This is a genomic window from Streptomyces sp. NPDC015661 (genome assembly GCF_043077765.1).
Lineage (GTDB): Bacteria > Actinomycetota > Actinomycetes > Streptomycetales > Streptomycetaceae > Streptomyces.
Genome location: NZ_JBIBST010000015.1, coordinates 97844 through 124099, shown reverse-complemented (window position 1 = coordinate 124099; position 26256 = coordinate 97844). Strand labels below are relative to the sequence as shown.

The 26256-nt window shown below is 72.2% G+C and carries 27 protein-coding genes; 17 read left to right on the top strand and 10 right to left on the bottom strand.

Features of this window, described 5'->3' with window-relative positions:
- Positions 1-40 precede the first annotated feature (40 nt).
- Positions 41-871, bottom strand: a complete 831-nt coding sequence (locus tag ACF07V_RS33185) for an oxidoreductase (protein ID WP_392159394.1) — start codon at positions 869-871, stop codon at positions 41-43.
- Between the two features lie 108 nt (positions 872-979).
- Here ACF07V_RS33185 and ACF07V_RS33180 point away from each other — a divergent pair, with 108 nt between their 5' ends.
- Positions 980-1879 (top strand): LysR family transcriptional regulator, encoded by a 900-nt coding sequence (locus ACF07V_RS33180; protein ID WP_392159393.1) that lies wholly within the window; start codon positions 980-982, stop codon positions 1877-1879.
- A gap of 22 nt (positions 1880-1901) precedes the next feature.
- Here the strand turns inward: ACF07V_RS33180 and ACF07V_RS33175 are convergent, their stop codons facing one another.
- Positions 1902-3752, bottom strand: coding sequence for a serine/threonine-protein kinase (locus ACF07V_RS33175; RefSeq protein ID WP_392159392.1), 1851 nt, complete (start codon positions 3750-3752; stop codon positions 1902-1904).
- A gap of 34 nt (positions 3753-3786) precedes the next feature.
- Positions 3787-5313, bottom strand: a complete 1527-nt coding sequence (locus ACF07V_RS33170; RefSeq protein ID WP_392159391.1) for a substrate-binding domain-containing protein — start codon at positions 5311-5313, stop codon at positions 3787-3789.
- 170 nt (positions 5314-5483) lie between these two features.
- Between ACF07V_RS33170 and ACF07V_RS33165 the strand changes: the two genes are divergently transcribed.
- The 3 genes from ACF07V_RS33165 to ACF07V_RS33155 all read left to right on the top strand — a co-directional run bounded on the left by ACF07V_RS33165 (position 5484) and on the right by ACF07V_RS33155 (position 8197).
- The gene (locus ACF07V_RS33165; protein WP_392159390.1) at positions 5484-6425 is read left to right on the top strand and encodes an NADP-dependent oxidoreductase; all 942 of its coding nucleotides are present in this window, start codon (positions 5484-5486) and stop codon (positions 6423-6425) included.
- 100 nt (positions 6426-6525) lie between these two features.
- Positions 6526-7149: an FMN-dependent NADH-azoreductase gene (locus tag ACF07V_RS33160; RefSeq protein ID WP_392159389.1), complete on the top strand. Its 624-nt coding sequence runs from the start codon at positions 6526-6528 to the stop codon at positions 7147-7149.
- A 157-nt stretch (positions 7150-7306) separates the two neighbouring features.
- The gene (locus ACF07V_RS33155) at positions 7307-8197 is read left to right on the top strand and encodes a glycoside hydrolase family 19 protein (RefSeq protein WP_392159388.1); all 891 of its coding nucleotides are present in this window, start codon (positions 7307-7309) and stop codon (positions 8195-8197) included.
- A gap of 6 nt (positions 8198-8203) precedes the next feature.
- Here ACF07V_RS33155 and ACF07V_RS33150 read toward each other — a convergent pair whose 3' ends face one another.
- Together ACF07V_RS33150 and ACF07V_RS33145 are read right to left on the bottom strand one after the other, a co-directional pair.
- Complete coding sequence (locus ACF07V_RS33150) at positions 8204-8380, bottom strand: DUF397 domain-containing protein (RefSeq protein WP_392159387.1); 177 nt, start codon at positions 8378-8380, stop codon at positions 8204-8206.
- On the bottom strand, positions 8377-9213 hold the full coding sequence (locus ACF07V_RS33145; protein ID WP_392159386.1) for a helix-turn-helix domain-containing protein: 837 nt from the start codon (positions 9211-9213) through the stop codon (positions 8377-8379). Before ACF07V_RS33145 ends, ACF07V_RS33150 begins: the two co-directional genes overlap by 4 nt.
- A 157-nt stretch (positions 9214-9370) precedes the next feature.
- Between ACF07V_RS33145 and ACF07V_RS33140 the strand changes: the two genes are divergently transcribed.
- Positions 9371-9784: a hypothetical protein gene (locus tag ACF07V_RS33140; protein ID WP_392159385.1), complete on the top strand. Its 414-nt coding sequence runs from the start codon at positions 9371-9373 to the stop codon at positions 9782-9784.
- A gap of 50 nt (positions 9785-9834) precedes the next feature.
- Complete coding sequence (locus ACF07V_RS33135) at positions 9835-10629, top strand: DUF2785 domain-containing protein (RefSeq protein ID WP_392159384.1); 795 nt, start codon at positions 9835-9837, stop codon at positions 10627-10629.
- A gap of 28 nt (positions 10630-10657) precedes the next feature.
- Here ACF07V_RS33135 and ACF07V_RS33130 read toward each other — a convergent pair whose 3' ends face one another.
- Positions 10658-11554, bottom strand: coding sequence for a hypothetical protein (locus ACF07V_RS33130; RefSeq protein WP_392159383.1), 897 nt, complete (start codon positions 11552-11554; stop codon positions 10658-10660).
- Between the two features lie 123 nt (positions 11555-11677).
- Between ACF07V_RS33130 and ACF07V_RS33125 the strand changes: the two genes are divergently transcribed.
- The 3 genes from ACF07V_RS33125 (at position 11678) to ACF07V_RS33115 (ending at position 14615) form a co-directional block, all read left to right on the top strand.
- Entirely contained in the window at positions 11678-13039 is a 1362-nt protein-coding gene (locus ACF07V_RS33125; RefSeq protein ID WP_392159382.1) for an aspartate aminotransferase family protein, read from the top strand.
- A gap of 68 nt (positions 13040-13107) precedes the next feature.
- Entirely contained in the window at positions 13108-13803 is a 696-nt protein-coding gene (locus tag ACF07V_RS33120; protein ID WP_392159381.1) for a GntR family transcriptional regulator, read from the top strand.
- Between the two features lie 161 nt (positions 13804-13964).
- A complete protein-coding gene (locus ACF07V_RS33115; protein ID WP_392159380.1) occupies positions 13965-14615 on the top strand; it encodes a hypothetical protein in 651 nt (216 codons plus the stop codon).
- A 42-nt stretch (positions 14616-14657) separates the two neighbouring features.
- On the opposite strand, the gene ACF07V_RS33110 is transcribed toward ACF07V_RS33115, so the two are convergent.
- A complete protein-coding gene (locus ACF07V_RS33110; protein ID WP_392159461.1) occupies positions 14658-15362 on the bottom strand; it encodes an SLATT domain-containing protein in 705 nt (234 codons plus the stop codon).
- 267 nt (positions 15363-15629) lie between these two features.
- Between ACF07V_RS33110 and ACF07V_RS33105 the strand changes: the two genes are divergently transcribed.
- The 3 genes from ACF07V_RS33105 (at position 15630) to ACF07V_RS33095 (ending at position 17335) form a co-directional block, all read left to right on the top strand.
- Positions 15630-15965: a YbaB/EbfC family nucleoid-associated protein gene (locus tag ACF07V_RS33105; protein ID WP_086825272.1), complete on the top strand. Its 336-nt coding sequence runs from the start codon at positions 15630-15632 to the stop codon at positions 15963-15965.
- Between the two features lie 66 nt (positions 15966-16031).
- Positions 16032-16631: a recombination mediator RecR gene (gene recR / locus ACF07V_RS33100; protein WP_030747474.1), complete on the top strand. Its 600-nt coding sequence runs from the start codon at positions 16032-16034 to the stop codon at positions 16629-16631.
- Positions 16632-16666: 35 nt separating this feature from the next.
- The gene (locus ACF07V_RS33095) at positions 16667-17335 is read left to right on the top strand and encodes a DUF5063 domain-containing protein (protein WP_392159379.1); all 669 of its coding nucleotides are present in this window, start codon (positions 16667-16669) and stop codon (positions 17333-17335) included.
- Here the strand turns inward: ACF07V_RS33095 and ACF07V_RS33090 are convergent.
- Positions 17325-17723, bottom strand: a complete 399-nt coding sequence (locus tag ACF07V_RS33090) for a hypothetical protein (RefSeq protein ID WP_392159378.1) — start codon at positions 17721-17723, stop codon at positions 17325-17327. The two genes, ACF07V_RS33095 and ACF07V_RS33090, sit on opposite strands and share 11 nt — an antisense overlap.
- A gap of 218 nt (positions 17724-17941) precedes the next feature.
- On the opposite strand from ACF07V_RS33090, the gene ACF07V_RS33085 reads away from it, so the two are divergent.
- The 4 genes from ACF07V_RS33085 (at position 17942) to ACF07V_RS33070 (ending at position 22502) form a co-directional block, all read left to right on the top strand.
- Positions 17942-19213, top strand: coding sequence for an aspartate kinase (locus ACF07V_RS33085; RefSeq protein ID WP_392159377.1), 1272 nt, complete (start codon positions 17942-17944; stop codon positions 19211-19213).
- On the top strand, positions 19210-20277 hold the full coding sequence (locus ACF07V_RS33080; RefSeq protein ID WP_392159376.1) for an aspartate-semialdehyde dehydrogenase: 1068 nt from the start codon (positions 19210-19212) through the stop codon (positions 20275-20277). The genes ACF07V_RS33085 and ACF07V_RS33080 overlap by 4 nt, the downstream gene beginning before the upstream one ends.
- A gap of 252 nt (positions 20278-20529) precedes the next feature.
- A complete protein-coding gene (locus ACF07V_RS33075) occupies positions 20530-21255 on the top strand; it encodes a SigE family RNA polymerase sigma factor (RefSeq protein ID WP_392159375.1) in 726 nt (241 codons plus the stop codon).
- Entirely contained in the window at positions 21252-22502 is a 1251-nt protein-coding gene (locus tag ACF07V_RS33070) for a hypothetical protein (RefSeq protein WP_392159374.1), read from the top strand. The genes ACF07V_RS33075 and ACF07V_RS33070 overlap by 4 nt, the downstream gene beginning before the upstream one ends.
- Positions 22503-22744: 242 nt before the next feature.
- Here ACF07V_RS33070 and ACF07V_RS33065 read toward each other — a convergent pair whose 3' ends face one another.
- Positions 22745-23485: an SURF1 family protein gene (locus tag ACF07V_RS33065; RefSeq protein WP_392159373.1), complete on the bottom strand. Its 741-nt coding sequence runs from the start codon at positions 23483-23485 to the stop codon at positions 22745-22747.
- A gap of 24 nt (positions 23486-23509) precedes the next feature.
- Positions 23510-25336: a prolyl oligopeptidase family serine peptidase gene (locus ACF07V_RS33060; protein WP_392159372.1), complete on the bottom strand. Its 1827-nt coding sequence runs from the start codon at positions 25334-25336 to the stop codon at positions 23510-23512.
- 62 nt (positions 25337-25398) lie between these two features.
- On the opposite strand from ACF07V_RS33060, the gene ACF07V_RS33055 reads away from it, so the two are divergent.
- Complete coding sequence (locus tag ACF07V_RS33055; RefSeq protein ID WP_392159371.1) at positions 25399-26229, top strand: class I SAM-dependent methyltransferase; 831 nt, start codon at positions 25399-25401, stop codon at positions 26227-26229.
- Positions 26230-26256 lie beyond the last annotated feature (27 nt).

Below are 26256 nucleotides of genomic sequence, written 5' to 3'. Positions count from 1 at the left end.
AGGCCCGCACCCCCGGGTGCGGGCCTTTTCGTGTGTCCGGCTAGGCGTCGAACCTGGTGTCCCGGCCCACCTTGTCCCAGGCGTTCAGGTCCGCGCGGACCTGGTCCAGGTGGGCCAGGATCGCGTCGATCGAGTCGTCGCCGAGGGCGAGGCGGAGCGGGGTCTCGTCGGCGTTCAGGGCGGCGAGGACGGCCGCCGCCGCCTTCGCGGGGTCGCCGGCCTGCCCGCCGTCGCCGCCCTCCACGTACGCGCGCGTGGCGCCGACGGTGTCGGCGTAGTCGGCGATGCCGTCCGTGCTGAGGCTGCCGTTGCCGAAGAGGCTGGTGCGGAAGGCGCCGGGCTCGACGACGAGGACCTTGATGCCGAGCGGCCCGACCTCGGCGGCGAGCGCCTCCGACATGCCCTCCAGGGCGAACTTGGTCGCGCTGTACGCCCCGAAGCCGGCCATCGACATCTGGCCGCCGACGCTGCTGAGCTGCACGATCGCGCCGGAGCGGCGGGCCCGCATGTGGGGCAGGACGGCGCGGGTGAGGGCGGCGGGGCCGAAGACGTGCACGTCGAAGAGGGAGCGGAGCTCTTCGTCGGAGGTCTCCTCGACCGAGCCGACATGGGTGCGGCCCGCGTTGTTGACGAGGACGTCGATGCGGCCGTGGCGCTCGACCAGCGTGGCGACGACCCGGTCGACCGCCGCGCCGTCGGTGACGTCCAGGGCGACCGGGTCGACCTGGTCGGGGTGGGCGGCGACCAGGTCCTCCAGGGTCTCGGTGCGGCGGGCCGCGGCGACGACGACGTCGCCGGCGGCGATCGCGGCCTCGGCGAAGGCGCGCCCGAATCCGCTGTTGGCGCCCGTGATCAGCCAGACCTTGCTCATGTGCGTGTTCCCCCTGCTGTCGCTGTCTTTCTCTGTCTCTCGCTGTCCCAACAAGCTTGGGACAGCGGGACGTTGTCCGTCCAAGATCCGCCGTGATAGCCAACAGGCATGGATGTGCACGGGCGGGATCTTCGGTACTTCCTCGCGGTCGCCGAGGAGCTCCACTTCACACGGGCCGCCGAGCGGCTGTACGTCTCGCAGCCCGCGCTCAGCAAGCAGATCCGCGCCCTGGAGCGGCAGCTCGGCGCGCCCCTCTTCGACCGGGACCGGCAGGGCGTGGCCCTCACCCCGGTCGGTACGGCCCTGCTGCCGCACGCGCGGGACGTGCTCGCCGCGTGGGAGGAGGGCCGGGAGGCGGTACGGCGGGCCAGGGCGGCCGCCGACGGCACGCTGGTCGTCGGCATGAGCACCAGCCCCGGCCGCGGCGGGCTGCTGCCCGCGATCCGGTCGCGGTTCACCGAGGCGCATCCGGAGGCCCGGCTCAGGCTGCGCCAGGTGGGCTGGGAGGACCCGACGGCGGGGCTCGCGGACGGCACCAGCGACGTCGCCTTCGTGTGGCTGCCGCTGGCCGGCGCGGAGCGTTTCCGCTGGGTCGTCGTCGCCACCGAGCCGCGGCTCGTCGCCCTCCCCGAGGTCCATCCGCTGGCCGCCCGCGAGAGCCTCGACTTCTCCGAACTCCTCGACGAGCCGTTCCTCGCCCTCCCGGGCACCGGGCCCGAACTCCGCGACCACTGGCTGGCCGTGGAGGCGCGGGCCGGCCGCCCGCCGGTCGTGGGCGCCGAGATCGCCAGCGCGGACGAGACGTACGAGGCGCTGGTCGACGGCCTCGGCATCTGCCTGGTCGCCGCCGGGAACGCACCGCTCCTCACCCGCGGCGGCGTCGTCACCCGCCCCGTCCGGGGCGTCACCCCCAGCCGCTTCGCCCTCGCCTGGCGGGCGGCCGACGACCGCCCCCTGGTCCACGACTACGCCCGCGCGGCCTCCGAGGTCGTCCCGCGCGAGGCCTGAACCCGGAGGGCGAGGGCAGGCCTCAGGACCGGTAGTACTCGTTCGGTTCGCCGTCGAGCATCGGGTAGACGAGGAGCCGGTCCTTGCCCTTCAGCTTGTCGACGACCAGGTAGCGGGAGAGGCCCTCCTGGCATTCGCGGTCCCAGGCGGTCGTGTCCCGCATGCTGGGGCCGAGGACCAGCAGGTCCCCGGCGCCGCCGAGGACGGCCGTGGTGCCGCAGGACCAGTCCTCGGAGGTGGTCACGCCGTCGATGGTGCGGGGGTAGCCGTCGATGACGCTGATCACGGGTGCGCCGACCGGGCCCTGGGTGATCGTCACCTCCGAGGTGTAGCGGCTGTCGTCGGCTCCGTACATCTCCGGCGCGGGGATCCGGGACCAGTGGCCGAGGAAGCGGGCGGGGACGACCGCCGGTCCGCTCCGGGCCTTGCGGAGGGTGGTCTTCACGGTGCCCGAGGTCCATTCCAGGACCTCGGGGGAGCGCAGGGTGAGGGTCTGCTGGGCGGCGGGGGCGCAGCCCTGGGCGGGGATGCTCGTGGTCACGACGGACTCGCCGTAGACGACCTTGTCCTCGTCGGCCGAGACGAGCCGGGAGCGGCCCATGCACAGCTTGTTCTCGGCGACCTGGACGTAGATGCCGCTCTTGGAGCCCGCGGCGCCCTGGGTGATCTCGATCCGGGCGGTCTCGCGGGGCGAGTCGGTCGAGCCCTGGAGGACGCCCTCCCAGGCGCCGAGGAAGGCGGTGGGGACGATCCCGTGGGGTCGGGCGGCGGCGCCCTTTCCGTTGCCGCCCGCGGTGTCGCCGCCGCCGTCGGGCCAGTAGGTGTAGGCGGCGGTGGCCGCCGCCGCGACGACGAGGGCCGTGACGGCGGCGAGCAGGGCGGTACGGCCCCGACGTCGGGGCGCGGCGGGCGCGGTGGGCTCGGTGTCGGCGGTTCCGGCCGCGCCGGTGGGCGGTGGGGGAGTGTGCTCGGCGAGAGCCGCGCCCTCCGCCTCCAGGAGCTGCGCCGCGTGCCGTCCGAGCCGGGCCAGGACGTCCGCCGGGAGCCACGGGTCGGCGACCGGGAGCGTCTCGACGATCTCGGTCGCCGTGGGCCGGGCCGCCGGGTCCTTGGCGAGGCAGGCGCGGATGAGTCCGGAGAGCTCGGGCGGGAGGTCCGTCAGGTCGGGCTCGTCGTGCGCGATGCGGAACATCGTGGCGTGGACGCCGCTGTCGGCCGTACCGAAGGGGGCGCGGCCGGTCGCCGCGTACGCGAGCACGGATCCGAGGCAGAAGATGTCCGACGCGGGGGAGACCTGGTCGCCGCGGACCTGTTCGGGCGACATGAAGCCGGGGGAGCCGACGACGGCCCCGGTGGTGGTCAGGTTGCCGCCGTCGGAGACGTGGTCGACGGCGCGGGCGATGCCGAAGTCGATGATCCGCGGCCCGTCGACGGTGAGCAGGACGTTGGACGGCTTGAGGTCGCGGTGGACGAGCCCGGCGGCGTGGATGTGGTCGAGGGCGCGGGCGAGCCCGGAGGCGAGGGCCCGTACGGTCGCGGGCGGCAGCGGCCCGAACTCGTCGCCGACGACGGTCCGCAGCGAGGGGCCCGGTACGTAGCCGATGGCGACCCACGGGGAGTCGGCGGTGGTGTCGGAGCCGAGGACGGGCGCGGTGCCGGTGCCGCCGACGCGTTCGAGGGCGGCGACCTCGCGGGCGAACCGGCGCCGGAACTCGTCCTGGGCGGCCAGTTCCGCGTGCACCACCTTGACCGCGACGGTCCGCCCGCCGGCCGAGCGCGCCAGGAAGACCCGGCCCATCCCGCCGACCCCGAGGCGGCCGATCAGGCGGAACGGGCCGACGCTGACCGGATCTTCCGCGTTCAATGACTCCACGTCGCCAGAGCATGCCAGACGAGGAGATCGGCGATCAGCCCTCTCCGCACACCGGAAGCCCCTTCGGGGTCGCGCAGGGCAGGTGCCCGTGCGCGCTGATGACGTCCTGGCCGCGCCCCGACCGGAGGTAGGTGAGGAAGCTGGAGGTCAGGGAGTCGGCCTTGGGAACGCCCCGGGTGTAGGCGTACTCGATCTCCCGGTAGGGGTAGGGGGACGCGCCGATCTCGTCCACGACGGGCCGTCGCCCGTCAACGGCCACCCGGTGCAGGCCCTTGTGCCCGTCGGTCGCGCGGAGTTCGGCGTAGCCGAGGGCGCCGGGGAGCTTGGCGACCGTGGTGAGGACCTGCTCGGTGGAGTCGAGTTCGCAGCGGACGACCTTCGACTCGGGGTCGTCGGAGTTCTGGCAGTCCTGGGAGGAGTTGGCGGGCTCGTTGCGTTCGAGGACCCGGCGCTGGAAGACCTGCCGGGTACCGGAGTTGGCGTCGCGGCTGACGAGGAGGACGGGCCGGTCGAGGCCGGGGACGAGCGCGCCCCAGTTGCGGATCTCGCCCCGGTAGACGCGCCGGATCTGGTCGAGGGTGAGGTCGTCGAGGGGTATCCCGTCGTTCACGACGAGGGTGAAGAGGGAGACGGCGACCATGTTCTCCCGGAGCTCGGGGAAGCCGCCGGGCTTGCGTCCGTCGGAGAAGGCGATGACCGCGCCCTTGCCCTTTCCGGCCGCGGCCAGCTCCCGGATGCCGGCGGTGGAGCCGTGCACGTCGACGGTGACCGTGGAGCCCTCGCAGTCCTCCTCGTACCGCTTCGCCGCCTCCCGCAGGGCGGGCGCGAAGGCCGTCGAGCCGGTGACGGTGAGGGTGCCCCGGGCGCAGCCGATGGGCGGCGGGGTCTGCTCGCGGACGATGATCGTGGCGAGGGCCATGACGCAGGCGGTGAGGACGACGGTGACGGTCCGGGAGGTCGGGCTGAACCTGGCGGGTTTCTCGTCGGGGGTGGTGCTCCGGTTGCGCCGGATGGAGCCGCCCTGGAGGCTTCCGTCGATCTTGATGTCCCGGTCGGCGACGCCGCCGGAGAGCTGGACGAGCAGCTTGAAGTACTGGCCGCGTTCGAGGGCCACCTTGGGCACGAGGACGGCGGATCCGTCGCGGCCGAGCTTGGGGGAGCGCTCCAGGTCCTCCCGTACCGAGTCCCAGGCGGAGGGGATGGTGGCGACGACGCCCTGGACGGTCCGCTCGCCGAAGGTGATCTTCAGCCCGTGGGGGTCGGCGGCGGCGCCGTAGTCCTCGGAGCTGATGTCGAGCTCGCGGTCGTTCTCGATGCGGAGGAGGACGAGCGTGGAGCCGTCGGCGGGCGCGGCCATCCCCACGACCTGGCCCTCCCGCACCGTCATGACCTCGCTGTCCTGGTTCTCCTCCCGGTGGAGCGGGGTGTTCAGCTGCACGCGGTAGCCGAGCCGCTTGCGCTGGGGCGAGAACCGGTCGATCCAGACGACGGCGAGGGTGACCAGGACACCGACGAGGGCCGTTCCCACGGCGATCACGTTCTCTGCGGTTATCCACTCCATGGCCGGGACGGTACGCACGCCTGTACGAGGGCGGGGGCGGCGTAGCGGGCCGCCACCTGGACTTCGCCGTTCGTTCAGACACCTCCCCGGGTGGGCGGACAGAGGTTGCTGGGCGGTGTGGAGCGTGGGTGTAATGGCGACGAGGGGGCCTTCCGTCTGAGGAGTACCCCATGCGCGTCGTCGAAGTGACCGCCTACGGCGGACCCGAGGTCCTCCGAATGGCCCGCCGGCCGAAGCCGGAGGCCGGGGCCGTCCCGGGCAAGGTACGGGTGGCCCTGAAGGCGGCCGGAGTGAACCAGGCCGACCTGCGGATCCGCGCGGGCCGGTACGCCGACGCGGTCGGCGATCTCAGGCCCCCGTTCGTCCTGGGGACGGACTTCGCGGGCAAGCTGCTCGATCCCGCGCCCGGGATGGCGGTCGGCACGCGGGTGGCCGGCTTCGTGCCCTGGTTCGAGATGCTGACGGGCGACGGCACGTACGCCGAGATGATCTGGGCCGACCCGGAGTGGCTGGCGCCGGTCCCGGAGGACGTGGAATTCACGGTGGCCGCGTCCCTGCCGCTGGCCTCGGCCACCGCCCAGCAGGGCCTCGAACGGCTCGGTCTCCCGGCGGGAGCAACACTCCTCGTGACCGGTGCGAGCGCGGTGGTGGGCCGCCTGGCGGTCCAGTACGCCCATGCGGCGGGACTGCGGGTGGTGGCCGTCGCCCACGAGGGCGACGAGCCCGAACTGCGGGTCCTCGGCGCGGACCACGTCGTCACGCGCGGGATCCCGGAGGACGTGGTCGCGAAGGTGCGCGCGGGCGACCCGGACGGGGTGGACGCGGTCTTCGACGGGGCCCTCGTGGGCGCCGAGCTGCTCCCGGTGGTCAAGGACGGCGGTGCGTTCGCCGCGCTGGCCCCCGACCGGGTGCCGACCGCCGAGCGGGACATCCGCGTCGAGACCGTACGGGCGGTGCCGGACGCCGCCGGGCTCGCGGAGAGCCTGCGGAAGGTGGCGGACCGGGAGCTGATCACCCGGGTGGCCGACGTCATGCCCCTGGAGGAGGTCGCGGAGGCGCACCGCAGGGCGGAGGCGGGGCACAGGCCGGGCCGGATCATCCTGATGATCTGAGGGTGATCCGGGTCACAGGGGTCGTCGCCGACTGGACCTCAACTTTGGTTGAGGAAGAAGGATCTCTCTCACCAGCCCCTGTGACTTCCAGGAGATCCCCATGGCCACGCTGCTCCACATCGACACCTCCTTCAACGGCGAGAACTCCCACTCCCGCGCCGTCACCGCCGCCTTCCGCAAGGCCTGGGAGGCGGAGCACCCCGAGGGGACGGTGATCTACCGCGACCTCGCGGCGGAACCGGTCCCGCACCTGGAGGCCGCCGCCTACTACGCGGGCGGCACCGACCCGGCGTTCGCGCTGCGCGCGGAACTGATCGAGGAGGCGGAGCGGGCGGACGTGATCCTGCTCGGCGCGCCGATGTACAACTACACGATCCCCTCCACCCTGAAGGCGTGGCTCGACCACGTCTTCCTCGTGGGCCGCACCTCGATCACCGAGAACCCCTCGCTCGCCGGCAAGCGGGCCGTCGTCGTCACCAGCCGCGGCGGCTCCTACCGCGAGGGCACGCCGCAGCACGGCAACGACTACGTCGAGAACTACCTCCGGCTGGCCCTCGGTGACATGTTCGGCCTGGACGTCAGCTTCATCACCCCCGAGCTGACCCTGGCCCCGTACGTCCCGGCGATGGCCGGGCTCGTCCCGCTCTTCGAGTCCTCCCGCACCGAGTCCCTCGCGGCGGCCGAGTCCCTCGCCAAGGAACTGGCGGTGCAGCTGGCCGCGTAAGGCCCGCTGGCCGTGCAAGGCCGGTTGGATGCGTAAGGCCGAGAACGACCCCACGATGCCGTGGGGTCGTTTTCTGGTCTAGACCTTGACAGGTTCAGACCAATCGCGCTTCGCTGTGGCTTCCCACCCGGACCCCACCCGGAAGGAAGTACGCACCATGCTGCGTAAGTTGGTCACCCTGTTGGCCGCACTCTGTACGGCCCTCGGCCTCGCGGTCCTCCTCCCCACCGCCCCGGCGGGCGCCGCCCCCGCCTGCGTGGCCGCCTGGAACTCCGCCGGCGTCTACACGGGCGGCATGACCGCCTCGTACAACGGCCACAACTGGTACGCCAAGTGGTGGACCCAGAACGAGCGCCCCGGCTCCTCGGACGTCTGGCGCGACGAGGGCACCTGCGGCACCGGCGGGGGCGGCACGGACCCGAACCCCTCCGGATTCGTGGTCTCCGAGGCCCAGTTCAACCAGATGTTCCCGAACCGGAACCCCTTCTACACGTACGCCGGCCTCACCGCCGCGCTCAAGTCGTACCCCGGCTTCGCCACCACCGGCAGCGACACGGTGAAGAAGCAGGAGGCGGCGGCGTTCCTCGCGAACGTCTCCCACGAGACGGGCGGGCTCTACTACATCGTCGAGCAGAACACGGCCAACTACCCCCACTACTGCGACACGACCCAGCCCTACGGCTGCCCGGCCGGCCAGGCCGCGTACTACGGCCGGGGCCCGATCCAGCTGTCCTGGAACTTCAACTACAAGGCCGCCGGTGACGCCCTCGGCATCGACCTGCTGAACAACCCGTGGCGGGTGGAGCAGGATCCGGCCGTCGCGATGCAGACGGGCCTCTGGTACTGGAACACCCAGAACGGCCCCGGCACGATGACCGCCCACAACGCGATGGTGAACGGCGCGGGCTTCGGCGAGACGATCCGCTCGATCAACGGCAGCCTGGAGTGCAACGGCGGCAACCCGGCCCAGGTCCAGAGCCGGGTCACCAAGTACCAGCAGTTCACCCAGATCCTGGGCGTGCCCACGGGGGCGAACCTGTACTGCTGAGGGTCGTCAGTCCTGCCAGGCGAGGAACGCGGTCCAGGAGGACGGCTCCACGGCGAACGTGGGGCCGTCCTGCACCTTGGAGTCGCGGAGGTGGACGGCGTGGGCGCAGGTGGCCACCTCGACGCAGTTGCCACCGCCGCTGTCGCTGTAGCTGGACTTGAACCAGTGCAGGGTGTCGTTCATCTCCGTACTCCCGCCAACTCCTCGATGATGCCCAGCGACCTGCGCGGATCCAGGGCCTGTGCCCGGATCTTCGCATACCGCTGCGTGTGCGTACTGACCTTCGTCCGGTCGCTGATCAGCAGGCTCTCCCCCTGGATCTCCAGGAAGGTCACGCGGTCGTGTGCCGGGGTCTCGATGACGTTCAGATCGCCTCGATCGCCCGCGTACTCGCCGCCCAATCCAGCATCCAGCGGCAGTACCTGCAGGTTCACGTTCCTCCTCCGGGCGCATTCCGCCAAGTACGCCAACTGCTCCCGCATGACCTCCTCGTCCCCAAGCGGACGCCTGAGCACCGACTCGTCGAGTACGAGCTCGATCTCGCAGACCTGTTTCCGGTCGAACAGCGCCTTACGGGCCATCTGGCCGACGACCAGCTCCTCTACCCTCTCCGGACTTGGCTCCGGGTGTCCGCCCGCGATCAACGCGCGCGCGTAAGCCTCGGTCTGGAACAGGCCATGGACTACGTGGTTCGCGTACAACCACAACCCCACCGCCTTCTGCTCGATCGGCGCGTACCCCCGGAACTGCTCCGGCAGCTTCTCCAGTCGTACGAGCTCCCGCATCTCCTCGAAGATCCCCGTGCCGCCGCCCAGGACGCGTTCGAGCTGGACGAGCATGTCGTCGCTCACCGGGTGGATGAGCCGTTCCATGGCGCTGATCGCCGCGCCCGTGAAGCCCATCTGGGCGCCCTCGTACTCCTGCGTCCAGCCCTTCTTCTGTCGCAATCTCTTTGCCACCGCGGCCGCCATCCTGGCCGCGGGGCCAACCGTTTCCCTGTTCTCCGCTCGCGCCATTCGCGCTCCCCATTCGGACTCAACCGATCTCAACCGGTCTCAACTGCTCCCCGCCGAATTCGACTGCGTAGTGGGCGTGTTGGTGCAGGTCAAGGGGTTGTCGACGCGCCCGCCGCAGTCGTGGAAAACGCTAGCGCCGACGCGGGAACATGGTCCTGTGAATGCAGAGAATCGGGAAGTGAATGTGGATTGGATTCCTGTTTCCGGATTCCAACTCCGTAAGGCGGGCGTACAATTCGACGCCGTTCGAGTGGACGGTGACGAAGGGCGCCGGCTGGCCGACTGGATGGAGGCGCTGACGGGGGGAGACCCCGGGCCGGTCGTCATCGAGGCGAACGGCCGGCGGGGGGTGTACTTCCTCGTGCCGCCCGGCACCACGGCGCACAAGTCCTGGCCGCGCGGGGTGACCCGCTTCAACGCGGGCCCGGCCCATGTCAGTTACGTCCCGGTCCCGGCCCTCAGGGGCCGCACCTGGCCCCTGGCGTGGCGTTTCCCGCCGACGTGCCCGGAGCGCTTCGTCCATCCGCTGCTCCTGCGGAGCGCGGTCGCGGAACTGCTCGCCGGTGCGTGACATCCAAAACTCCCGGCGGGACGTGACGGTGTCCGATTACCGTGCGCACGGTGACCGACTGGAACAGCATCGAAGCCGCCGACTACGCCGTGCCCACCGACCGTGACCTGGGAGAACTCGTCGAGGAACTCTCCCGCGCCCTCGCGGATCCCGATCCGCTGATCCGCGACGGGGCGGCGTACGGCGTCCTCCACACGTGGATCGCGCGCGGGGTGATCGACGGGCCCCGGCGGCTGGCCCTCGGGGACGAGATGGCCGAGCGCTTCCGGGACCCGGAGATCCAGGCCCGTACCTTCGCGCCCCTCGTGCTCGACATGCTGGTGACCGAGGGGGACTTGAAGGCGGAGTGGGTGGACGCGTTCGCGCGCTGGTACCCGGCCGAGGAGGACCTGCGCGGGTACGACGAGAAGCTCGGCTGGCTGCACGCGGTCGCGCACGGCGCGGACCTGCTCGACCGGGTCGGGCGCCATGCCGATGGGGACCCGGTGCGGATGCTGGACCTCGCGGCGGCGCGCCTGACGGCGCCGACGGGCCATGTCCTCGACCAGCTGGAGGACGACCGGCTCGCGCGGGCGATCGCGCGTGTTCTCACGCGGACGGACATGAGCGAGCGGGACGCGACGGGATGGCTGGACGCGGTCGACGCCGAGTTCGGCGCCGACCGGATCGTCACGCCGGTGCCCGCGCAGCTCTCCAACTGCCTGCGCACGCTGCGCCTGCTGTACGTCCTCGCGGACCGGGGCGTACGGCCGGCGGCCGAGGGCGCGGCCCCGGAGCCCCTGCACCACCGCGAGGCGGTCAAGACCCGTCTCGGCGAGGTCCTCGACCGGATGGTCAAGCGCTGAACCGTGTCCTCGCGGTTCCCCGCGCCGGTCAGCCCCGCTTGACCAGCCAGGTGAAGGCAAGGCCCGGGGTCAGGGCGGCGAGGAGGGCGGGGGCGCGGTCGTAGCCCGCCACCTCGAACTCCAGGGCCATCGGCAGCAGCAGGACCAGGCCCGTCAGGAGGATGCCGAGCGCGGGGAGGTGGACGTCCGGCTCGAAGCGGCGCAGCCGGTGCAGGTCGTCGGCGCCCATGCAGCCCGTCAGGATCCCGCCCGCGATGAGGACCCAGGGGCCGCCCCAGATCGCGAAGACGATGAGGCCGAACAGCCGCCCGTCGCGGGTGCCGTTCTCGACGACGGGCACCTCCGGGTCGCGGGGCGCGAAGTACACCCCCACCTTCGTGCGGCCGGCCACGGGCCGGTCGTAGCGGGTGTACAGACCGCGGACGGTGACCTCGCGGGGCCCGGACTCGAACGGGATCCGCAGGACGAGGTCGGTGAGGTAGTACGGGTCGTGGTCCTCGTCGCCCTCGTGGAACACGGGATCGCCCGCGAGGCGGACCACGGGGACCTTGTACTCGTCGTACCCGGCGGCCTCCAGGCGCTCGGTCTCGCGGCCGTAGTCGCTGCTGGTGGTGAAGGCCGTCAGGAAGGCGGCGGCGGTGGCGAAGGAGACGCCGAACCCGAACACGTACCGCAGGAGACGGTTCCACCGGCGCGTCTCGCGGTACGGCTTGGCCAGCGGGTCCCGGGCGCGGGAGGCGGCCCGGTGCGAGGCGACGGCCCAGGCGGCGGCGAAGAGGACGGAGAGTCCGGCGAGCGCCAGCGGCGCGAGGAGCGGCGGGTACGGGGAGACCCCCGCGAGGGACACGTACAGGGCTGCCCCGGCACTGAGGACCATCCCCCAGCCGGTGAACGTGGTGGCCGCGCTACGACCGGGCGTGTACATGCCGCGCAGCATAGGTGCGCCGGAGTCGCCCGCGAGGGCTCAGCAACGTGTCGGGTCCGCCACGGTCTCGGTGGACAAGATGGCCATGGCCCGTCCCACCTGCGGTTCCTTACCCTCGGTCCCATGACCCCTCATGTCGAACCCGATCCTCAGGCCGGCGCGGCCGTCAAGGCCGCCGACCGCGCGCACGTCTTCCACTCCTGGTCCGCACAGGGACTGATCGACCCGCTCGCCGTCGCCGGCGCGGAGGGTTCGTACTTCTGGGACTACGACGGCAACCGCTACCTCGACTTCACCAGCGGTCTCGTCTACACGAACATCGGCTACCAGCACCCCAAGGTCGTCGCGGCGATCCAGGAGCAGGCCGGGAAGCTCAGCACCTTCGCGCCCGCCTTCGCCATCGACGTCCGCTCCGAGGCCGCACGCCTCATCGCCGAGCGCACCCCGGGCGACCTGGACAAGATCTTCTTCACCAACGGCGGCGCCGAGGCCGTCGAGAACGCCGTCCGCATGGCCCGTCTGCACACGGGCCGTCACAAGGTGCTCTCGGCCTTCCGCTCGTACCACGGCGCGACCTCCACCGCGATCAACCTGACCGGCGACCCGCGCCGCTGGGCCTCCGACACCGGTTCCGCGGGCGTCGTGCGCTTCTGGGCGCCGTTCCTGTACCGCTCGCCCTTCTACGCCACCACGGAGGCGGAGGAGAGCGCGCGGGCCCTCCAGCACCTGGAGGACACGATCGCCTTCGAGGGTCCGGCGACGATCGCCGCGATCATCCTGGAGACCGTGCCCGGCACCGCCGGCATCATGACCCCGCCGCCCGGCTACCTCGCCGGCGTCCGCGAGATCTGCGACAAGTACGGCATCGTCTTCATCCTGGACGAGGTCATGGCCGGCTTCGGCCGCACCGGCAAGTGGTTCGCCGCCGAGCACTTCGACGTCGTGCCCGACCTGATGACCTTCGCCAAGGGCGTGAACTCCGGCTACGTGCCGCTCGGCGGCGTCGCCATCAGCGCCGAGATCGCCGCCACCTTCGACAAGCGGCCCTTCCCCGGCGGCCTGACCTACTCCGGTCACCCGCTGGCCTGTGCCGCGGCCGTCGCCACCATCAACGTGATGGCCGACGAGAAGGTCGTCGAGCACGCCGCCCACATCGGTGAGAACGTCCTCGGCCCGGGCCTGCGCGAGCTCGCCGAGCGCCACCCGTCCGTCGGCGAGGTCCGCGGCATGGGCGTCTTCTGGGCGCTCGACCTGGTCAAGAACAAGGAGACCCGCGAGCCGCTCGTCCCGTACAACGCGGCCGGCGAGGCCAACGCGCCGATGGCCGCCTTCGGCGCCGCGGCGAAGAAGCAGGGCCTGTGGCCCTTCATCAACATGAACCGCACCCACGCGGTTCCCGCCTGCAACGTCTCCGAGGCGGAGGCCAAGGAGGGTCTGGCGGCCCTGGACGCGGCCCTCTCGGTGGCCGACGAACACACCGTCTGACGGCGGAACGGAGAGGCCCCTTCCGTCTGGACTAGGGTGTCCGGAACCGGACGGAGGGGGCCCGACCCATGCCCGCGAGCGGAGCTGTCACTCGCAACACCTTGCGACAGCAGATCGCGGACGCGCTCCGTGACGAAGTGCTCGCAGGGCGTCTCCAGCCGGGCCAGGAGTTCACCGTCAAGCAGATCGCCGAGCAGTACGGCGTCTCCGCGACGCCCGTCCGCGAAGCCCTCGTCGACCTCTGCGCGCAGGGCCTCCTCGACTCCGACCAGCACCGCGGCTTCCGCGTCCACCAGTACTCGGTCGCCGACTACCGGGGCATGGTCGAGGCCCGGATGCTCGTCGTCGACGGCATCTTCCGCCGCCACGCGCCCGGGACGACCCCGCCGGATCCAGAGCTGTCGGTAGGGGTCGCGCTGGTGTCGATACGCCGGCGCGGCGAGGCCGCCGCCCGCGCCGCCCGCGCCGGGGACCTGGACATCCTCATCGGCTACGACATCCGCTACTGGCGCGAGCTGGGGCGGCTGGTCTCCGCCAACGACTACATCGCCGACTTCCTGCACCGGCTCCGCGTCCAGGCCTGGGTCTTCTCCGTGCCCTACCTGCGCTCCGAGCGGGACGTCCTCGGCTGGCTGTGGAGCGGACACGTGGAGCTGGTCGACGCGATCACCCGCGGCGACGCGGAGGCCGCCGTGCAGGTCGTACGGGACTACAACGCGCACTCGCTCGAATGGGCCGAGGCCCTGGAGGCGCGGGCCCGCTGAGGCCGGGGTGGGTTTGGGTGTGTCAGTGGCGGGGCGCGTTGGGCCGGGGCCGGTGTTCGGGTTGAGGACGGACCTTCGGGGGCAGTTCCTGAGCGGGTGGGCGTCGTCGGCCCGGCCGACTACCCTGGCCGTCCCTGCAACTGACGGAGAGCGAGCCTCCCTTGGCCTGTGACCTGTGGCTGGTCCCCCTCGTCGACGTGCTGTGCCACAGCCCCGACAATCCCTTCGCCGAAGAGATAGCCGCCTACGACGCCGTGCTGAGCGCCTCGGGCCTGCCGACCGTGCCCGTCTACGCGTACATGCCGGGGCTCTCCGGCGACGTCGCCCCGGTCGCCGGATTCGACTACGAGGCCCTGCACTTCCTGCGCCGGGCCTACCTGCTCCAGATGTGCGGGCTGCCGGTCGAGCCGGTCGGCGAGCTCGGCGGGGACTACGAGCAGCTCCTGGAGATGTTCGAGGCGACCGCCCAGCAGTCCCACCTGGTCTGGCACTACGACCACGCGGGCGCGTACGTGCCGGTGGACTTCCCGGTGCCGCTCGCCAGCGACGAGCTCCTCGAAGGCGGCGGGCCGCTCGGCTCCTCGTACGGGCTGCTGCGGGAGCTGGAGTTCGTGGCGCCCGCGATCGGCATCGACCCGGCGAACCCGCCGGCGGCCCCGGCGCCGCCGGACCGGCCCACCACCCTGGAGGAGCCGGCCGCGGCCGTGCCGTCCGAGGACCACCCCTTCGCCCGGGAGCGGCACGTGTGGCTGGGGCTGCACGCGGCCGCGACCCGGAGCCTCGCCCAGGGCTCGATGATCATCCTGAGCTGAGCTGAGCTGAGCTGAGTCGCCCCGCCCGGCCCCCGGATCGCCCTAGCGGGCCTCCGGGGGCCGCTGGCGCGGCATGTTCGGCCGGGTGCCCGGCGGCAGCGGGAAGCGCCCGGAGGGGTGCGAGCTCTCCGCCCTGGCCGGGACCACGCCGACCGACTGGAGCGCCAGCGGTGCCGGGCCCGAGCGGAACTCGACCATCCAGTCCGCGGTCTCCGCCCGTACCAGCTCCGTCACGTCCTCCGAGAAGCGGCGCAGCACGCCCAGACAGCGCTCGGCCGCCTCGCTGGCCGTGCCCTCCGTGGGACCCAGGACCTCCCGGACGCTCTCCGACGCCCAGTCGAACTGGAGCGCCTGGAGGCGGCGCTGCACGGCCTGGGCGGTCGCCACGTCCCTTATCCAGCCCGACGTGAGCCCGAAGTACCGGTCGCAGGCCAGGCAGGCGGCGCCGAGCAGCAGCGACAGATAGCCCCAGCCCGCGGTGCCCTCGGCGACCCCGGTCAGGTCGAGCAGCGGGAGCGCGGCGCCCGCGATCACCCCGGCGGCCGTGCCGATCCGCAGGATCCGGGCGGCGCGGCGCTTCCAGACGCGGTCGGAGAGGTACCACTCGGCGGTGCGCAGGGCGTTCGTCTCGACCCATCGGTACAGCTCGTCGAGCCGTTCGGCCGGCTCGCCCCAGTCGCCCAGGGGGAACGGCGTACCGGTCAGGTCGCGGGTGGCGTCTCCCCCGGGGGGCCCCGGCGGCTGCATCTCCGGCTGCTGGCTCACCGGGGGACTCCTCTGTTCAGCTCAGCGCTCATGTCCTTCTGTGACGTGCGGTGCACGTGGTGCCTGCCCTTCCTACCGCCGAATGGTGGGCGATGGGCCCGGAATCCCGGGATTTCCGCCCACAAGAGGGTGTTGATCAGGTAGAGGAGCCCGCAGTTTCTCACTCGAAAGAGTTGCGTCGGCACCCCGGTCGAGGAGCACGTAGGCTCGGCATACCGACGTTCCGATGACCAGCAGGAGTGAGTGACCGTGATCCCCGGTGGTGGCCAGCCCAACATGCAGCAGCTCCTCCAGCAGGCCCAGAAGATGCAGCAGGACCTCGCCCGGGCGCAGGCCGAGCTCGCCGCGACCGAGGTCGACGGCCAGGCCGGCGGCGGCCTCGTCAAGGCGACCGTCACCGGCTCCGGCGAGCTCCGCGGCCTGGTCATCGACCCGAAGGCCGTCGACCCCGAGGACACCGAGACCCTCGCCGACCTGATCGTCGCGGCCGTCCAGGCCGCCAACGACAACGCGCAGCAGCTCCAGCAGGCCAAGCTCGGTCCGCTGGCGCAGGGCATGGGCGGGATGCCGGGCCTGGGCTTCTGAAGCCCTTCTAAGGCTCGCTTCCAGCCACTACCGTAAGAATCAAGCACTCCCGAGAAGGGCGCCGGCGTGTACGAAGGCGTGGTTCAGGACCTCATCGACGAACTGGGCAGGCTGCCCGGCGTCGGTCCCAAGAGCGCGCAGCGCATCGCCTTCCACGTCCTCCAGGCGGAGCCCACGGACGTCCGCCGTCTCGCGCACGCCCTCCTGGAGGTCAAGGAGAAGGTCAGGTTCTGCGCGGTCTGCGGGAACGTGGCACAGCAGGAGCAGTGCAACATCTGCCGCGACCCGCGCCGCGACCTCACCGTCATCTGCGTGGTCGAGGAGCCCAAGGACGTCGTCGCGATCGAGCGGACCCGCGAGTTCCGGGGGCGGTACCACGTCCTCGGCGGCGCGATCAGCCCGATCGAGGGCGTCGGCCCGGACGACCTGCGCATCCGCGAGCTCCTCGCGCGGCTCGCGGACGGCACCGTCACCGAACTGATCCTCGCGACCGACCCGAACCTGGAGGGCGAGGCCACCGCGACGTACCTGGCGCGGATGATCAAGCCCATGGGGCTCAAGGTGACCCGCCTCGCGAGCGGCCTCCCGGTCGGCGGCGACCTGGAGTACGCCGACGAGGTGACCCTCGGCCGTGCCTTCGAGGGGCGGAGGCTGCTAGATGTATGACGACAGGGCCGGCGCGCTCTCAGGGAGGCTGCTCGATGTCTGACGCCACACTGCACTCCGTCACGCAGGATCCGGACGACTTCGCGGTCCAGATCGCCGACTCGATCGAGAGCTTCATCGTCGCGACGACCGAGGTCGCCAAGGGCGACGAGCCGGACAGCGCGGTGCCCTTCCTGCTCCTGGAGGTCTCCCAGCTGCTCCTGGCGGGCGGCCGGCTCGGCGCGCACGCGGACATCGTCCCGGACGAGCGGTACGAGCCGGACACGGGCCCGGAGCCGGACGTCGACGATCTGCGCGAGCGGTTCGCGGTGATGCTGGACCCGGTCGACGTCTTCTCCGAGGTCTTCGACCCGTACGAGCCGCGCAAGGCCCCGGTCCCGGCCCGGATCTCCGACAACCTCGCCGACATCGTCACCGACCTGCGCCACGGCCTCGCCCACTACCGGGCGGGCCGCACCAGCGAGGCGCTGTGGTGGTGGCAGTTCTCGTACTTCTCCAACTGGGGCCCGACCGCCTCGGCCACCCTCCGCGCCCTCCAGTCCCTCGTCGCCCACGTCCGCCTCGACCAGCCGCTCGCCGAGCTGGACGGCCTCGACACGGACGAGGACCTCACCGAGGACGACCTCGCCGAGGAGGCGGGCCGCGTGATGCTGGAGGAGATCGCGACCCCCCTGGGCCTGCGCGGCCGCCCGCTCAGGAAGTGAGCGTCAGGAGGGCGCTGATGTCCTTCTCGTACGTGAACTCGCGCAGCAGCGTCCCCCAGCCGCCGTGGGGGGCGCGCCGCCAGACGAAGGTGTAGAGCACGGGCAGGCCGTCCTTCACGCGGCGCATGACGATCGAGCCGTACGTGTCGTACGTACTGGTCGTGAGGAACGTCGCGTCGTCGACGGACTCCCCGATGCTCACCCCCCGCGCCCTCAGCGCGCGGAACCGGCCCATGAACATGTCCTTCGTGAGGGTCACGGTCCGGCCCTCCTCGTCGCAGCGGACGTTCTCGAAGGCGGGGTCGTAGGTCGCGTCCAGTGCCTCGACGTCCATCGCGAGGCCGGCGTCCAGGTAGGCGCGCATCCGGTCCACCAGGGTCTGGTCCATGATCGGCTCCTCTGCTCGGTTGCTGTCCGTGGTGCCACCCTGGCCGGGGTCACCGACAGATCGCCGACCGATGACCGACCGTTCGCCGACGAGCCCCGGATGATCACTCTCTGAGCCGCGCGTCTCAGGATGCGATATCACGTCGGCGTTTCCGGGTCCCTCGATAGACTGAGCCGATCGCAGCGCCGGCTGCGGCACAGACTGAGCGAGGAGCGCACGTGGGCCTTGTCGTGCAGAAGTACGGAGGCTCCTCCGTTGCCGATGCCGAAGGCATCAAGCGCGTCGCCAAGCGGATCGTGGACACCAAGAAGGACGGCCACCAGGTGGTCGTCGTGGTTTCCGCGATGGGCGACACGACGGACGAGCTGATCGATCTCGCCGAGCAGGTATCCCCGATGCCTGCCGGGCGTGAGTTCGACATGCTGCTGACCGCCGGAGAGCGGATCTCCATGGCCCTGCTGGCCATGGCGATCAAAAACCTGGGCCACGAGGCCCAGTCGTTCACGGGCAGCCAGGCAGGCGTCATCACCGACTCGGTCCACAACAAAGCGCGCATCATCGATGTCACGCCGGGCCGGATCCGCACCGCCCTCGACGAGGGCAACATCGCCATCGTCGCCGGCTTCCAGGGCGTCAGCCAGGACAAGAAGGACATCACCACGCTCGGGCGTGGCGGGTCCGACACGACCGCCGTGGCGCTCGCCGCGGCGCTCGACGCCGAGGTCTGCGAGATCTACACCGACGTCGACGGTGTGTTCACGGCCGACCCGCGCGTCGTGAAGAAGGCGAAGAAGATCGACTGGATCTCCTTCGAGGACATGCTGGAGCTCGCCGCCTCCGGCTCCAAGGTGCTGCTGCACCGCTGCGTCGAGTACGCACGCCGTTACAACATCCCGATCCACGTCCGCTCGTCCTTCTCGGGGCTGCAGGGCACCTGGGTCAGCAACGAACCGCAAGGGGACCAGAAGGTGGAGCAGGCCATCATCTCGGGTGTCGCCCACGACACCTCCGAGGCGAAGATCACCGTCGTCGGCGTGCCGGACAAGCCGGGCGAGGCCGCGGCCATCTTCCGCGCCGTCGCGGACGCCGAGATCAACATCGACATGATCGTGCAGAACGTGTCCGCCGCCTCCACCGGTCTGACGGACATCTCCTTCACCCTCCCCAAGGCCGAGGGCCGCAAGGCCATCGACGAGCTGGAGAAGGCGAAGACCGCGATCGGCTTCGACTCGCTGCGCTACGACGACCAGATCGGCAAGATCTCCCTGGTCGGCGCGGGCATGAAGACGAATCCGGGCGTCACCGCCGACTTCTTCAAGGCGCTGTCCGACGCGGGCGTGAACATCGAGCTCATCTCGACCTCCGAGATCCGCATCTCGGTCGTCACCCGCGCCGACGACGTCAACGAGGCCGTGCGCGCCGTCCACACCGCCTTCGGTCTGGACAGCGACTCGGACGAGGCCGTCGTCTACGGAGGCACCGGCCGATGACCCCGAAGCCGACGCTCGCGGTCGTGGGAGCGACCGGGGCGGTCGGCTCGGTGATGCTCCAGATGCTCACGCACCACGCGGACGTCTGGGGCGAGATCCGCCTCGTCTCCTCCCCGCGCTCGGCCGGCTCCAAGGCCGCCGTGCGCGGGGAGGAGTGCGAGATCCTCGCGCTCGGCGAGGACGTCTTCGAAGGCGTCGACCTGGCGCTCTTCCTGGTGCCGGAGGACGTCGCCGCCCGCTGGGCGCCGGTCGCCGTCTCCAAGGGCGCCGTCGTCGTCGACACCTCCGCCGCCTTCCGGGCCGACCCCGACGTGCCGCTCGTCGTCCCCGAGCTCAACGCGCACGCCGCACGGATGCGCCCCCGGGGCATCGTCGCCGGACCCGGCTCCACCACCCTCGCGCTCATCGTCGCCGTGGGCTCCCTGCACGCCGAGTTCGGACTCTCCGAACTGGTCGTCACCGCCCAGCAGGCCGCCAGCGGCGCCGGCGCCGGACAGGCCGGCGTCGACGCGCTCCGCGCCCAGCTCGGCCTCGTCGCAGGCGGCGGCGACCTGGGCACCCACCCCGGCGACGTCCGGCGGGCCGTCGGCGAGAACACCGGCCCCTTCCCCGGCCCCCTCGCCCTCAACGTCCTGCCCTGGTCGGGCACGCCCGGCGCCGACGGAGCCTCCTCCGAGGAGGAGCACGTCCGCGACGAGACCCGCCGGATCCTCGGCCTCCCCGGGCTCCGGATCGCCGCCACCTGCGTCCGCGTCCCCGTCGTGACCGGGCACTCCGTCTCCGTGCACGCCCGCTTCGAACAGCCCGTCCCGGTCGGCCGCGCCCACGAGGTCCTGGCGACCTCGCCCGGAGTCGTGCTCTACGACGACCCGGCCGCCGGCGACTTCCCCACCCCCGCCGACGTCGTCGGCACCGACCCCGCCTGGGTCGGCCGGGTCCGGCGCTCCCTCGACGACGAGCGCGCGCTCGACTTCTTCGTCTGCGCCGACAACCTCCGCAAGGGCGCGGCCCTGAACGCCCTCCAGATCGCGGAATCGCTCGTGACGGATTTGTGGGTTCTGTGAACGAGCTGTGAGCAAAAAGGCGTCAGATATCACTTGAACTGCGGTGATGCCGTGGCCGACGATGCACTTCCCCCGTACTGCAACCAGAGTTGGGCGGGGCGCGTCTCTGCGTGCACCCACGACCGTGTGGCGCGGGACACGCTCAAAGCGGGGCATCGGGGGAGAACGGTTACGCATGAGGACGAAGAGCTCGCCGTCGAAAAGGGTGGCGAACGCGTACAACCCTGTCGGGGGGAAGCGTGTCCAACAGGCGTGGCAGAGGTACTCGACATCGCGACCATCGCCCCGCTGCGCGGCGGGGGAACGGCGGTGCTCCCCGTGCGGAGCAGCGCCGGCGTTCCCGTACGCGGCTCCGCGGTGCGTCCACTCAGACGCCCGCGCCCGCTCGGCGGCATGCCGGTGATCGCCCCCGTGCCCACCGGATCCCGCACCGGCGTGGACGGCATCCCCTCGCCTCGTAAGAGCGCCGAGGCCGCCCCGGCCGCCGGCACCACCGTCGACCACCTGACCGAGACCTACCGCGCCCACTACCGGTCGCTGCTGGGTCTCGCCGCGCTGCTCCTCGACGACACGGCCTCCTGCGAGGACGTCGTCCAGGAGGCCTTCATCCGCGTCCACTCGGCCCGCAAGCGGGTCCGTGAGCCCGAGAAGACCCTCGCCTACCTGCGGCAGACCGTCGTGAACCTCTCCCGGTCCGCGCTGCGCCGCCGCATCCTCGGCCTGAAGCTGCTGTCCAAGCCGATGCCGGACATGGCCAGCGCGGAGGAGGGGGCGTACGAGCAGCTGGAGCGCGAGGACCTGATCAAGGCCATGCGCGGACTCCAGCGGCGCCAGCGCGAGGTGCTCGCCCTGCGGTACTTCTCCGACATGACCGAGGTCCAGGTCGCCGAGACGCTCGGAATATCCCTGGGCTCGGTGAAGGCGTACGGTTCGCGGGGCATCGCGGCGCTGCGCGTCGCGATGGGAGCGACGACATGAGCGAGGCACCCGGCGGGGACGGCGTGGCCCACGAGAACCGTGACGGCGACGACGTCCCGGAGAGGCATGCCGCCGAGAAGGACGGCGCCGCCTCCGAGAACCCTGACGCCCAGGATGTACGTGACGAACCGAGTGGACAGCGCATGGTGAAGATCGAGCCCGGACCCGGCGAGGGCGACGACGAACTCGCGGTGCGGAAGCTGTTCCAGGACGCCGTCGGCGGCCTGGAACCCTCGCTCGGCTCGCTGGAGCACCTGCGCCGTGCCGTGCCCGCGCGGCGCGCCCGCAAGCGGCAGGCCGTCGTCGGCGCCGCGGCCGCCGCCGTCCTCCTCGGCACGGCCGTCCCCGCCTTCGTGCACGTCGCCGGCGCGGACGGCCTCTCCGCCGCCAACCCCGCGAACGCGGCGCACGGCGAGCAGGCCCAGGGCGGCACCGGCTCCGAGACCGGCACCGAGGGCGGCAAGAGCCCCCAGGGCCCCGCGAGCAGCGTCTCGCCGCGCCCCGGCGACGGCGCCTCGGGCGGGCCGCAGCGACCGGGCTCCGGCGCCGGCGGCAACGGCCCGCGGCCGTCCCAGGGCACGGCCCTCGACGGCACCCCCCGGTGCACCGCCGGCCAGCTCGGCGTCAGCCAGGCGGGCGCCGACGGCCCCGACGGGGAGGGCAAGGTCTACGGCACCTTCCGCATCGCCAACGTCTCCGACCGGGCCTGTCTGGTCTCCGGCGAGGGCACCGTGGGCTTCGAGGCCCGCGGGGCGGCCGACCCCGCGCGGATCTCGGTCGTCCGGCACACCTCGGGCGACGGCACCGGACTGCCCGACCCCTCGCAGGAGTCGTTCGCGCTCGTCCTGAAGCCGAACGGCAGCTACGAGGTGAAGTTCGCCTGGGTCCCCGGCGAGACCTGCCCGACGAGCGGCGGCGGTGGTGACCCGACCCCGACGCCGACCACCCCGACCGAGCCGCCGCCCACACCGGACCCGACCCCGACGCAGCCGACCCCGACGACCGACCCGACGAGCGGCGCGGGCGGCACCGACTCCGGCGGCGCGGGCGCCGGACCGGGCACCGGCACGGAAGCGGGCACGGGCACCGGCATGGCTGCCCAGCTGCTCCACGAGGACGGCGCTCCGGCGGACGGCAGCGTCGTGATCAGCCACACCGCTGAGATGGGCGGCACCACGGCCTCCGCCGTGGTCCCGAACGCCTGCGCGGGCGCGATCTACCGGACGGGCCTCCTCGCGGGCTCCTGAGCCCGCCGGGGGCCTGTACGGGGCTGGGCCTTGCGGCCGGCTTGTGGACCCGGGCTTTGTGACTGGACCTTGTGACCGGGCCTGTGGGACTGAAGAGTCCTACAGGCCCCGTGCGCACAGGCCTCGTGGCGCACAGGCCTCGTGGCTCACAGGCCTCGTGGCGCACAGGCCCCGTGGCGCACAGGCCTCGTGGCGCACAGGCCTCGTGGCGCACAGGCCCCGTGGCGCACAGGTCCTGCGGCCTACAGCCCCAGCGCCTCGTCGCGGGAGGCCTCGGCCTCGCGGCGGACGAGGCGGAACCACATGAAGACCACGAAGCCCGCGAAGACGAACCACTCCGCCGTGTAGCCGAGGTTCTGGAAGGCCTTGGCGTCCAGGCTCGTGCCCGCCGCGGCCGCCGCCGGCACCGGCGTGAGCCCGGCGGGGGAGTCCGCGAGGGTGATCCAGGCGTCGTAGACGTCGTCCGTGACCACGTTCACCAGGGACGCCGCGCTGATCATCCCGAGCTGCCCCTCGGGCAGCCCGCCCGCCGCGTGGACGCCCTTCGTGCCAGGGTTCTCCGAGGCCTGGAGCGCACCCACCACCGTCACCTCGCCCGACGGCGGGGCGGGGGCCTTCGCGCCCGTGGGGAGCCAGCCCCGGACCACCGGCAGCGAGCGGCCGCCGTCGGTCCTGAGGAGCGTCAGGACGTACGAGCCGGTCCGGCCGTCCAGCTCGCGGTCCGGCACGAGGAACTGCTCCCCGAACCGGCCGCGCGCCTGCGCCGAACGGCCCGAGGTCTCCTTGTCGACCGGCAGCAGCGAGTCCAGCGGCTCGGCCTTCAGCGAGTCCGCCGCCGGCCGCTGCTCGGCCTCCCGATGGGAGTCGACGCGGTCCTCGAACTTGCCGAGCTGCCAGGTCCCCATGAACACGCAGAACGGGATCGCGAGGAGGACGAAGACGTTGATCCCCCACCAGCGGGGCGTTCTCAGGAACCGGTACACGCCCCCCACGGTACGCAAGCCGACTCAGGCCCCCGCAGGCCGGGTCCCCAGGTGTCTGGCCGCGAAGTCCAGGTCCAGGGCGACCTGCTTGATCCGCTCCTCCACCACCAGGGAGCCGTGGCCCGCGTCGTACCGGTAGACCTCGTGGACCGCGCCCCGCGCCGCGAGCCGGTCGACGTAGTTGTCGATCTGGCGGATCGGGCAGCGCGGGTCGTTGACGCCCGCGGACACGTGCACCGGGGCCTTCACCGCGTCCACGTACGTCAGCGGCGACGAGGCCGCGTACCGCTCGGGCACCTCCTCCGGAGAGCCGCCCAGGAGCGTCCGGTCCAGCGCCTTGAGGGCCTCCATCTCGTCCTCGTACGCCGTGACGTAGTCCGCGACGGGCACCGCCGCGAGACCGACCGCCCAGTCGTCCGGCTGGGTGCCCAGACCGAGCAGCGTCAGATAGCCGCCCCAGGAGCCGCCGGAGAGGACCAGGCGCTCCGGGTCGGCGAGGCCGCTCGCCACCGCCCAGGCACGGACCGCCGCGATGTCCTCCAGCTCGATCAGACCGACCCGGTGCTTGAGCGCGTCCGTCCACTCCCGGCCGTACCCCGTGGAGCCCCGGTAGTTGACCCGCACCACCGCGTACCCGTGGTCCACCCAGGCCGCCGGGCCCGAGGCGAAGGCGTCGCTGTCGTGCCAGGCCGGGCCGCCGTGCACCTCGAAGATCGTCGGGAAGGGTCCCTCGCCCTCCACCGGGCGCTGCACGAGCGCGTGGACCCTGCCGCCGGGCCCCTCCACCCACACGTCCTCCACGGGCACCGACGGCGGCGCCTTCGGGCCGGGCGGGTCCAGGACCACACCGCCGGCCGTGGACCGCACCACCGGCGGCTCGGCGGCCGAGGACCACAGGTACTCCACGGAGCCGTCGGGCCGGGCCGTCGCGCTCGACACCGAACCGGCCGGGGTCTCCACCCGGACCAGCGCGCCGGTCGCGATCTCGTACCGCCACAGCTCGCTGCGGGCCTCGAAGCCGTGCACGATCAGCAGCCCCGAACCGTCCGGGTACCACTCCGCCGACACGTCGCCCGGCAGGTCGAGCCGCAGATCGGTCTCGGTGCCCGTCGCCACGTCCCACAGCAGCGGCTCCCAGCGGCCCCGCCGCTGGTGGCCGACGAGCAGCCGGGTGTCCCCGGCCAGCGGCGCGAAGCCGAGGACGGTGAGCCCCAGCTCCTCCGTGCCGCCCTTGGTGTCGTCGAGCTCGGCCACCACGCCCGCGTCCGAGGCGCGCAGCACCCGCAGCGAGGAGTGCATCGCGTCCCCGTGCTCCGTGTGCTCGACGGCGATCAGCGAGCCGTCGTACGACAGGTCGCCGACACCGGCCGACTCCCGGTGCCGGTAGATCTCGACCGGGGCGGCGGCCCCCGGCCGTACGAGATGGACGGTCGAGCCCTCCTCGTCCGTGGAGCGGCCCACCACGAGCGTGCCCTCCCGGCCGATGGCGAGCCCCGCCGGATAGGAGGCGGCGAGACCGGGCACGGCCGGCTCGTCCGCGCCGCCCCCGAACGGCTGCCGCATCCACACCCCGAACTCGTCGCCGTCGGTGTCCGCGAACCACCAGACCGAGGCGCCGTCCGGCGACAGCGTGCCGTCCGTCGTGCCGTTCGGCCGGTCCGTGACCTGCCGCTGCTCACCACTCGCCCGGTCCCAGGCGTACAACTCGTACGTCCCGGTCGCGTTGGACACGAACAGTGAGCGGTCCGGGGCCTCCTCGGCCCATTCCGGCAGGGAGACGCGGGGCGCCCGGAAGCGCTGCTCCCAGACGGGGGTGTCGCTGTGCTTGCTCTCGGTAGTCATGGCATCCATCATGCGCCGCGCGACCGACAATCGGGTCGCGTCGTCCGCAGCCTGTGGATAACCTCGCCGACATGTACTCTCCGACCCCCGACGACTGGCTCGAGGCCAACCGCGCGAAGTGGGACGAGCGCGTCCCGATCCACGCCGCCAGCGAGTTCTACGACCTCGACGCCTTCCGCGCGGGCAAGGACGCCCTGCGGGACTTCGAGCTCGCGGAGGTCGGCGACGTCACGGGCCGCTCCCTGCTGCACCTCCAGTGCCACATCGGCCTGGACACCCTGTCCTGGGCCCGGCACGGCGCCTCCCAGGTCGTCGGCCTGGACTTCTCCGAGCCGGCCGTCGAGACCGCCCGCTCGCTCGCCGCCGACCTGGGCCTCCCGCAGGAGCGGGCCGCCTTCGTCGCCGCCGACGTGTACGACGCCGCCGAGGCCGTCCCGGACGCCTCGTACGACATCGTCTACACCGGCCTCGGGGCGCTGTGCTGGCTCCCCGACCTCGAGCGCTGGGCGGAGACCGCCGCCTCGCTCGTCGCCCCGGGCGGATTCCTCTACGTGGCCGAGTTCCATCCGCTGACCGACTCGCTCGACGACGAGACCGGCAGCCGCGTCGTGCACGACTACTTCGTCCGCGAGCCGTGGGTGGACACCAGCCCGGGGACGTACGCCGACCTCGACGCCGTCACCGTCCACAACCGCAGCGTGGAGTGGGTGCACCCGGTCGGCGAGGTCGTCACGGCGCTCGCGAGGGCGGGCCTGCGCATCGAGTTCCTGCACGAGCACGACGCCTCGCTGTTCCCCCGCTACGGCGCCCTCCAGCGGCACGACGACGGCTACTACCGCTTCCCGGCGGACCGCCCCCGCATCCCCCTGATGTACTCGGTCAAGGCGTCCCGGCCGGCCTGATCGCGAAGGCCAGGGCCTCCCGCCGCG

What these genes read in the sequence shown, in the direction of transcription:
- ACF07V_RS33150 (WP_392159387.1), bottom strand. Translation starts at nt 8,380, where the DNA reads ATGAACGACACCCTGCACTGGTTCAAGTCCAGCTACAGCGACAGCGGC.
- ACF07V_RS33155 (WP_392159388.1), top strand. Translation starts at nt 7,307, where the DNA reads ATGCTGCGTAAGTTGGTCACCCTGTTGGCCGCACTCTGTACGGCCCTC.
- ACF07V_RS33125 (WP_392159382.1), top strand. Translation starts at nt 11,678, where the DNA reads ATGACCCCTCATGTCGAACCCGATCCTCAGGCCGGCGCGGCCGTCAAG.
- ACF07V_RS33160 (WP_392159389.1), top strand. Translation starts at nt 6,526, where the DNA reads ATGGCCACGCTGCTCCACATCGACACCTCCTTCAACGGCGAGAACTCC.
- ACF07V_RS33170 (WP_392159391.1), bottom strand. Translation starts at nt 5,313, where the DNA reads ATGGAGTGGATAACCGCAGAGAACGTGATCGCCGTGGGAACGGCCCTC.
- ACF07V_RS33080 (WP_392159376.1), top strand. Translation starts at nt 19,210, where the DNA reads ATGACCCCGAAGCCGACGCTCGCGGTCGTGGGAGCGACCGGGGCGGTC.
- ACF07V_RS33165 (WP_392159390.1), top strand. Translation starts at nt 5,484, where the DNA reads ATGCGCGTCGTCGAAGTGACCGCCTACGGCGGACCCGAGGTCCTCCGA.
- ACF07V_RS33070 (WP_392159374.1), top strand. Translation starts at nt 21,252, where the DNA reads ATGAGCGAGGCACCCGGCGGGGACGGCGTGGCCCACGAGAACCGTGAC.
- ACF07V_RS33095 (WP_392159379.1), top strand. Translation starts at nt 16,667, where the DNA reads ATGTCTGACGCCACACTGCACTCCGTCACGCAGGATCCGGACGACTTC.
- ACF07V_RS33055 (WP_392159371.1), top strand. Translation starts at nt 25,399, where the DNA reads ATGTACTCTCCGACCCCCGACGACTGGCTCGAGGCCAACCGCGCGAAG.
- ACF07V_RS33130 (WP_392159383.1), bottom strand. Translation starts at nt 11,554, where the DNA reads ATGTACACGCCCGGTCGTAGCGCGGCCACCACGTTCACCGGCTGGGGG.
- ACF07V_RS33090 (WP_392159378.1), bottom strand. Translation starts at nt 17,723, where the DNA reads ATGGACCAGACCCTGGTGGACCGGATGCGCGCCTACCTGGACGCCGGC.
- ACF07V_RS33060 (WP_392159372.1), bottom strand. Translation starts at nt 25,336, where the DNA reads ATGGATGCCATGACTACCGAGAGCAAGCACAGCGACACCCCCGTCTGG.
- ACF07V_RS33180 (WP_392159393.1), top strand. Translation starts at nt 980, where the DNA reads ATGGATGTGCACGGGCGGGATCTTCGGTACTTCCTCGCGGTCGCCGAG.
- ACF07V_RS33185 (WP_392159394.1), bottom strand. Translation starts at nt 871, where the DNA reads ATGAGCAAGGTCTGGCTGATCACGGGCGCCAACAGCGGATTCGGGCGC.
- ACF07V_RS33145 (WP_392159386.1), bottom strand. Translation starts at nt 9,213, where the DNA reads ATGGCGCGAGCGGAGAACAGGGAAACGGTTGGCCCCGCGGCCAGGATG.
- ACF07V_RS33120 (WP_392159381.1), top strand. Translation starts at nt 13,108, where the DNA reads ATGCCCGCGAGCGGAGCTGTCACTCGCAACACCTTGCGACAGCAGATC.
- ACF07V_RS33110 (WP_392159461.1), bottom strand. Translation starts at nt 15,362, where the DNA reads ATGCAGCCGCCGGGGCCCCCCGGGGGAGACGCCACCCGCGACCTGACC.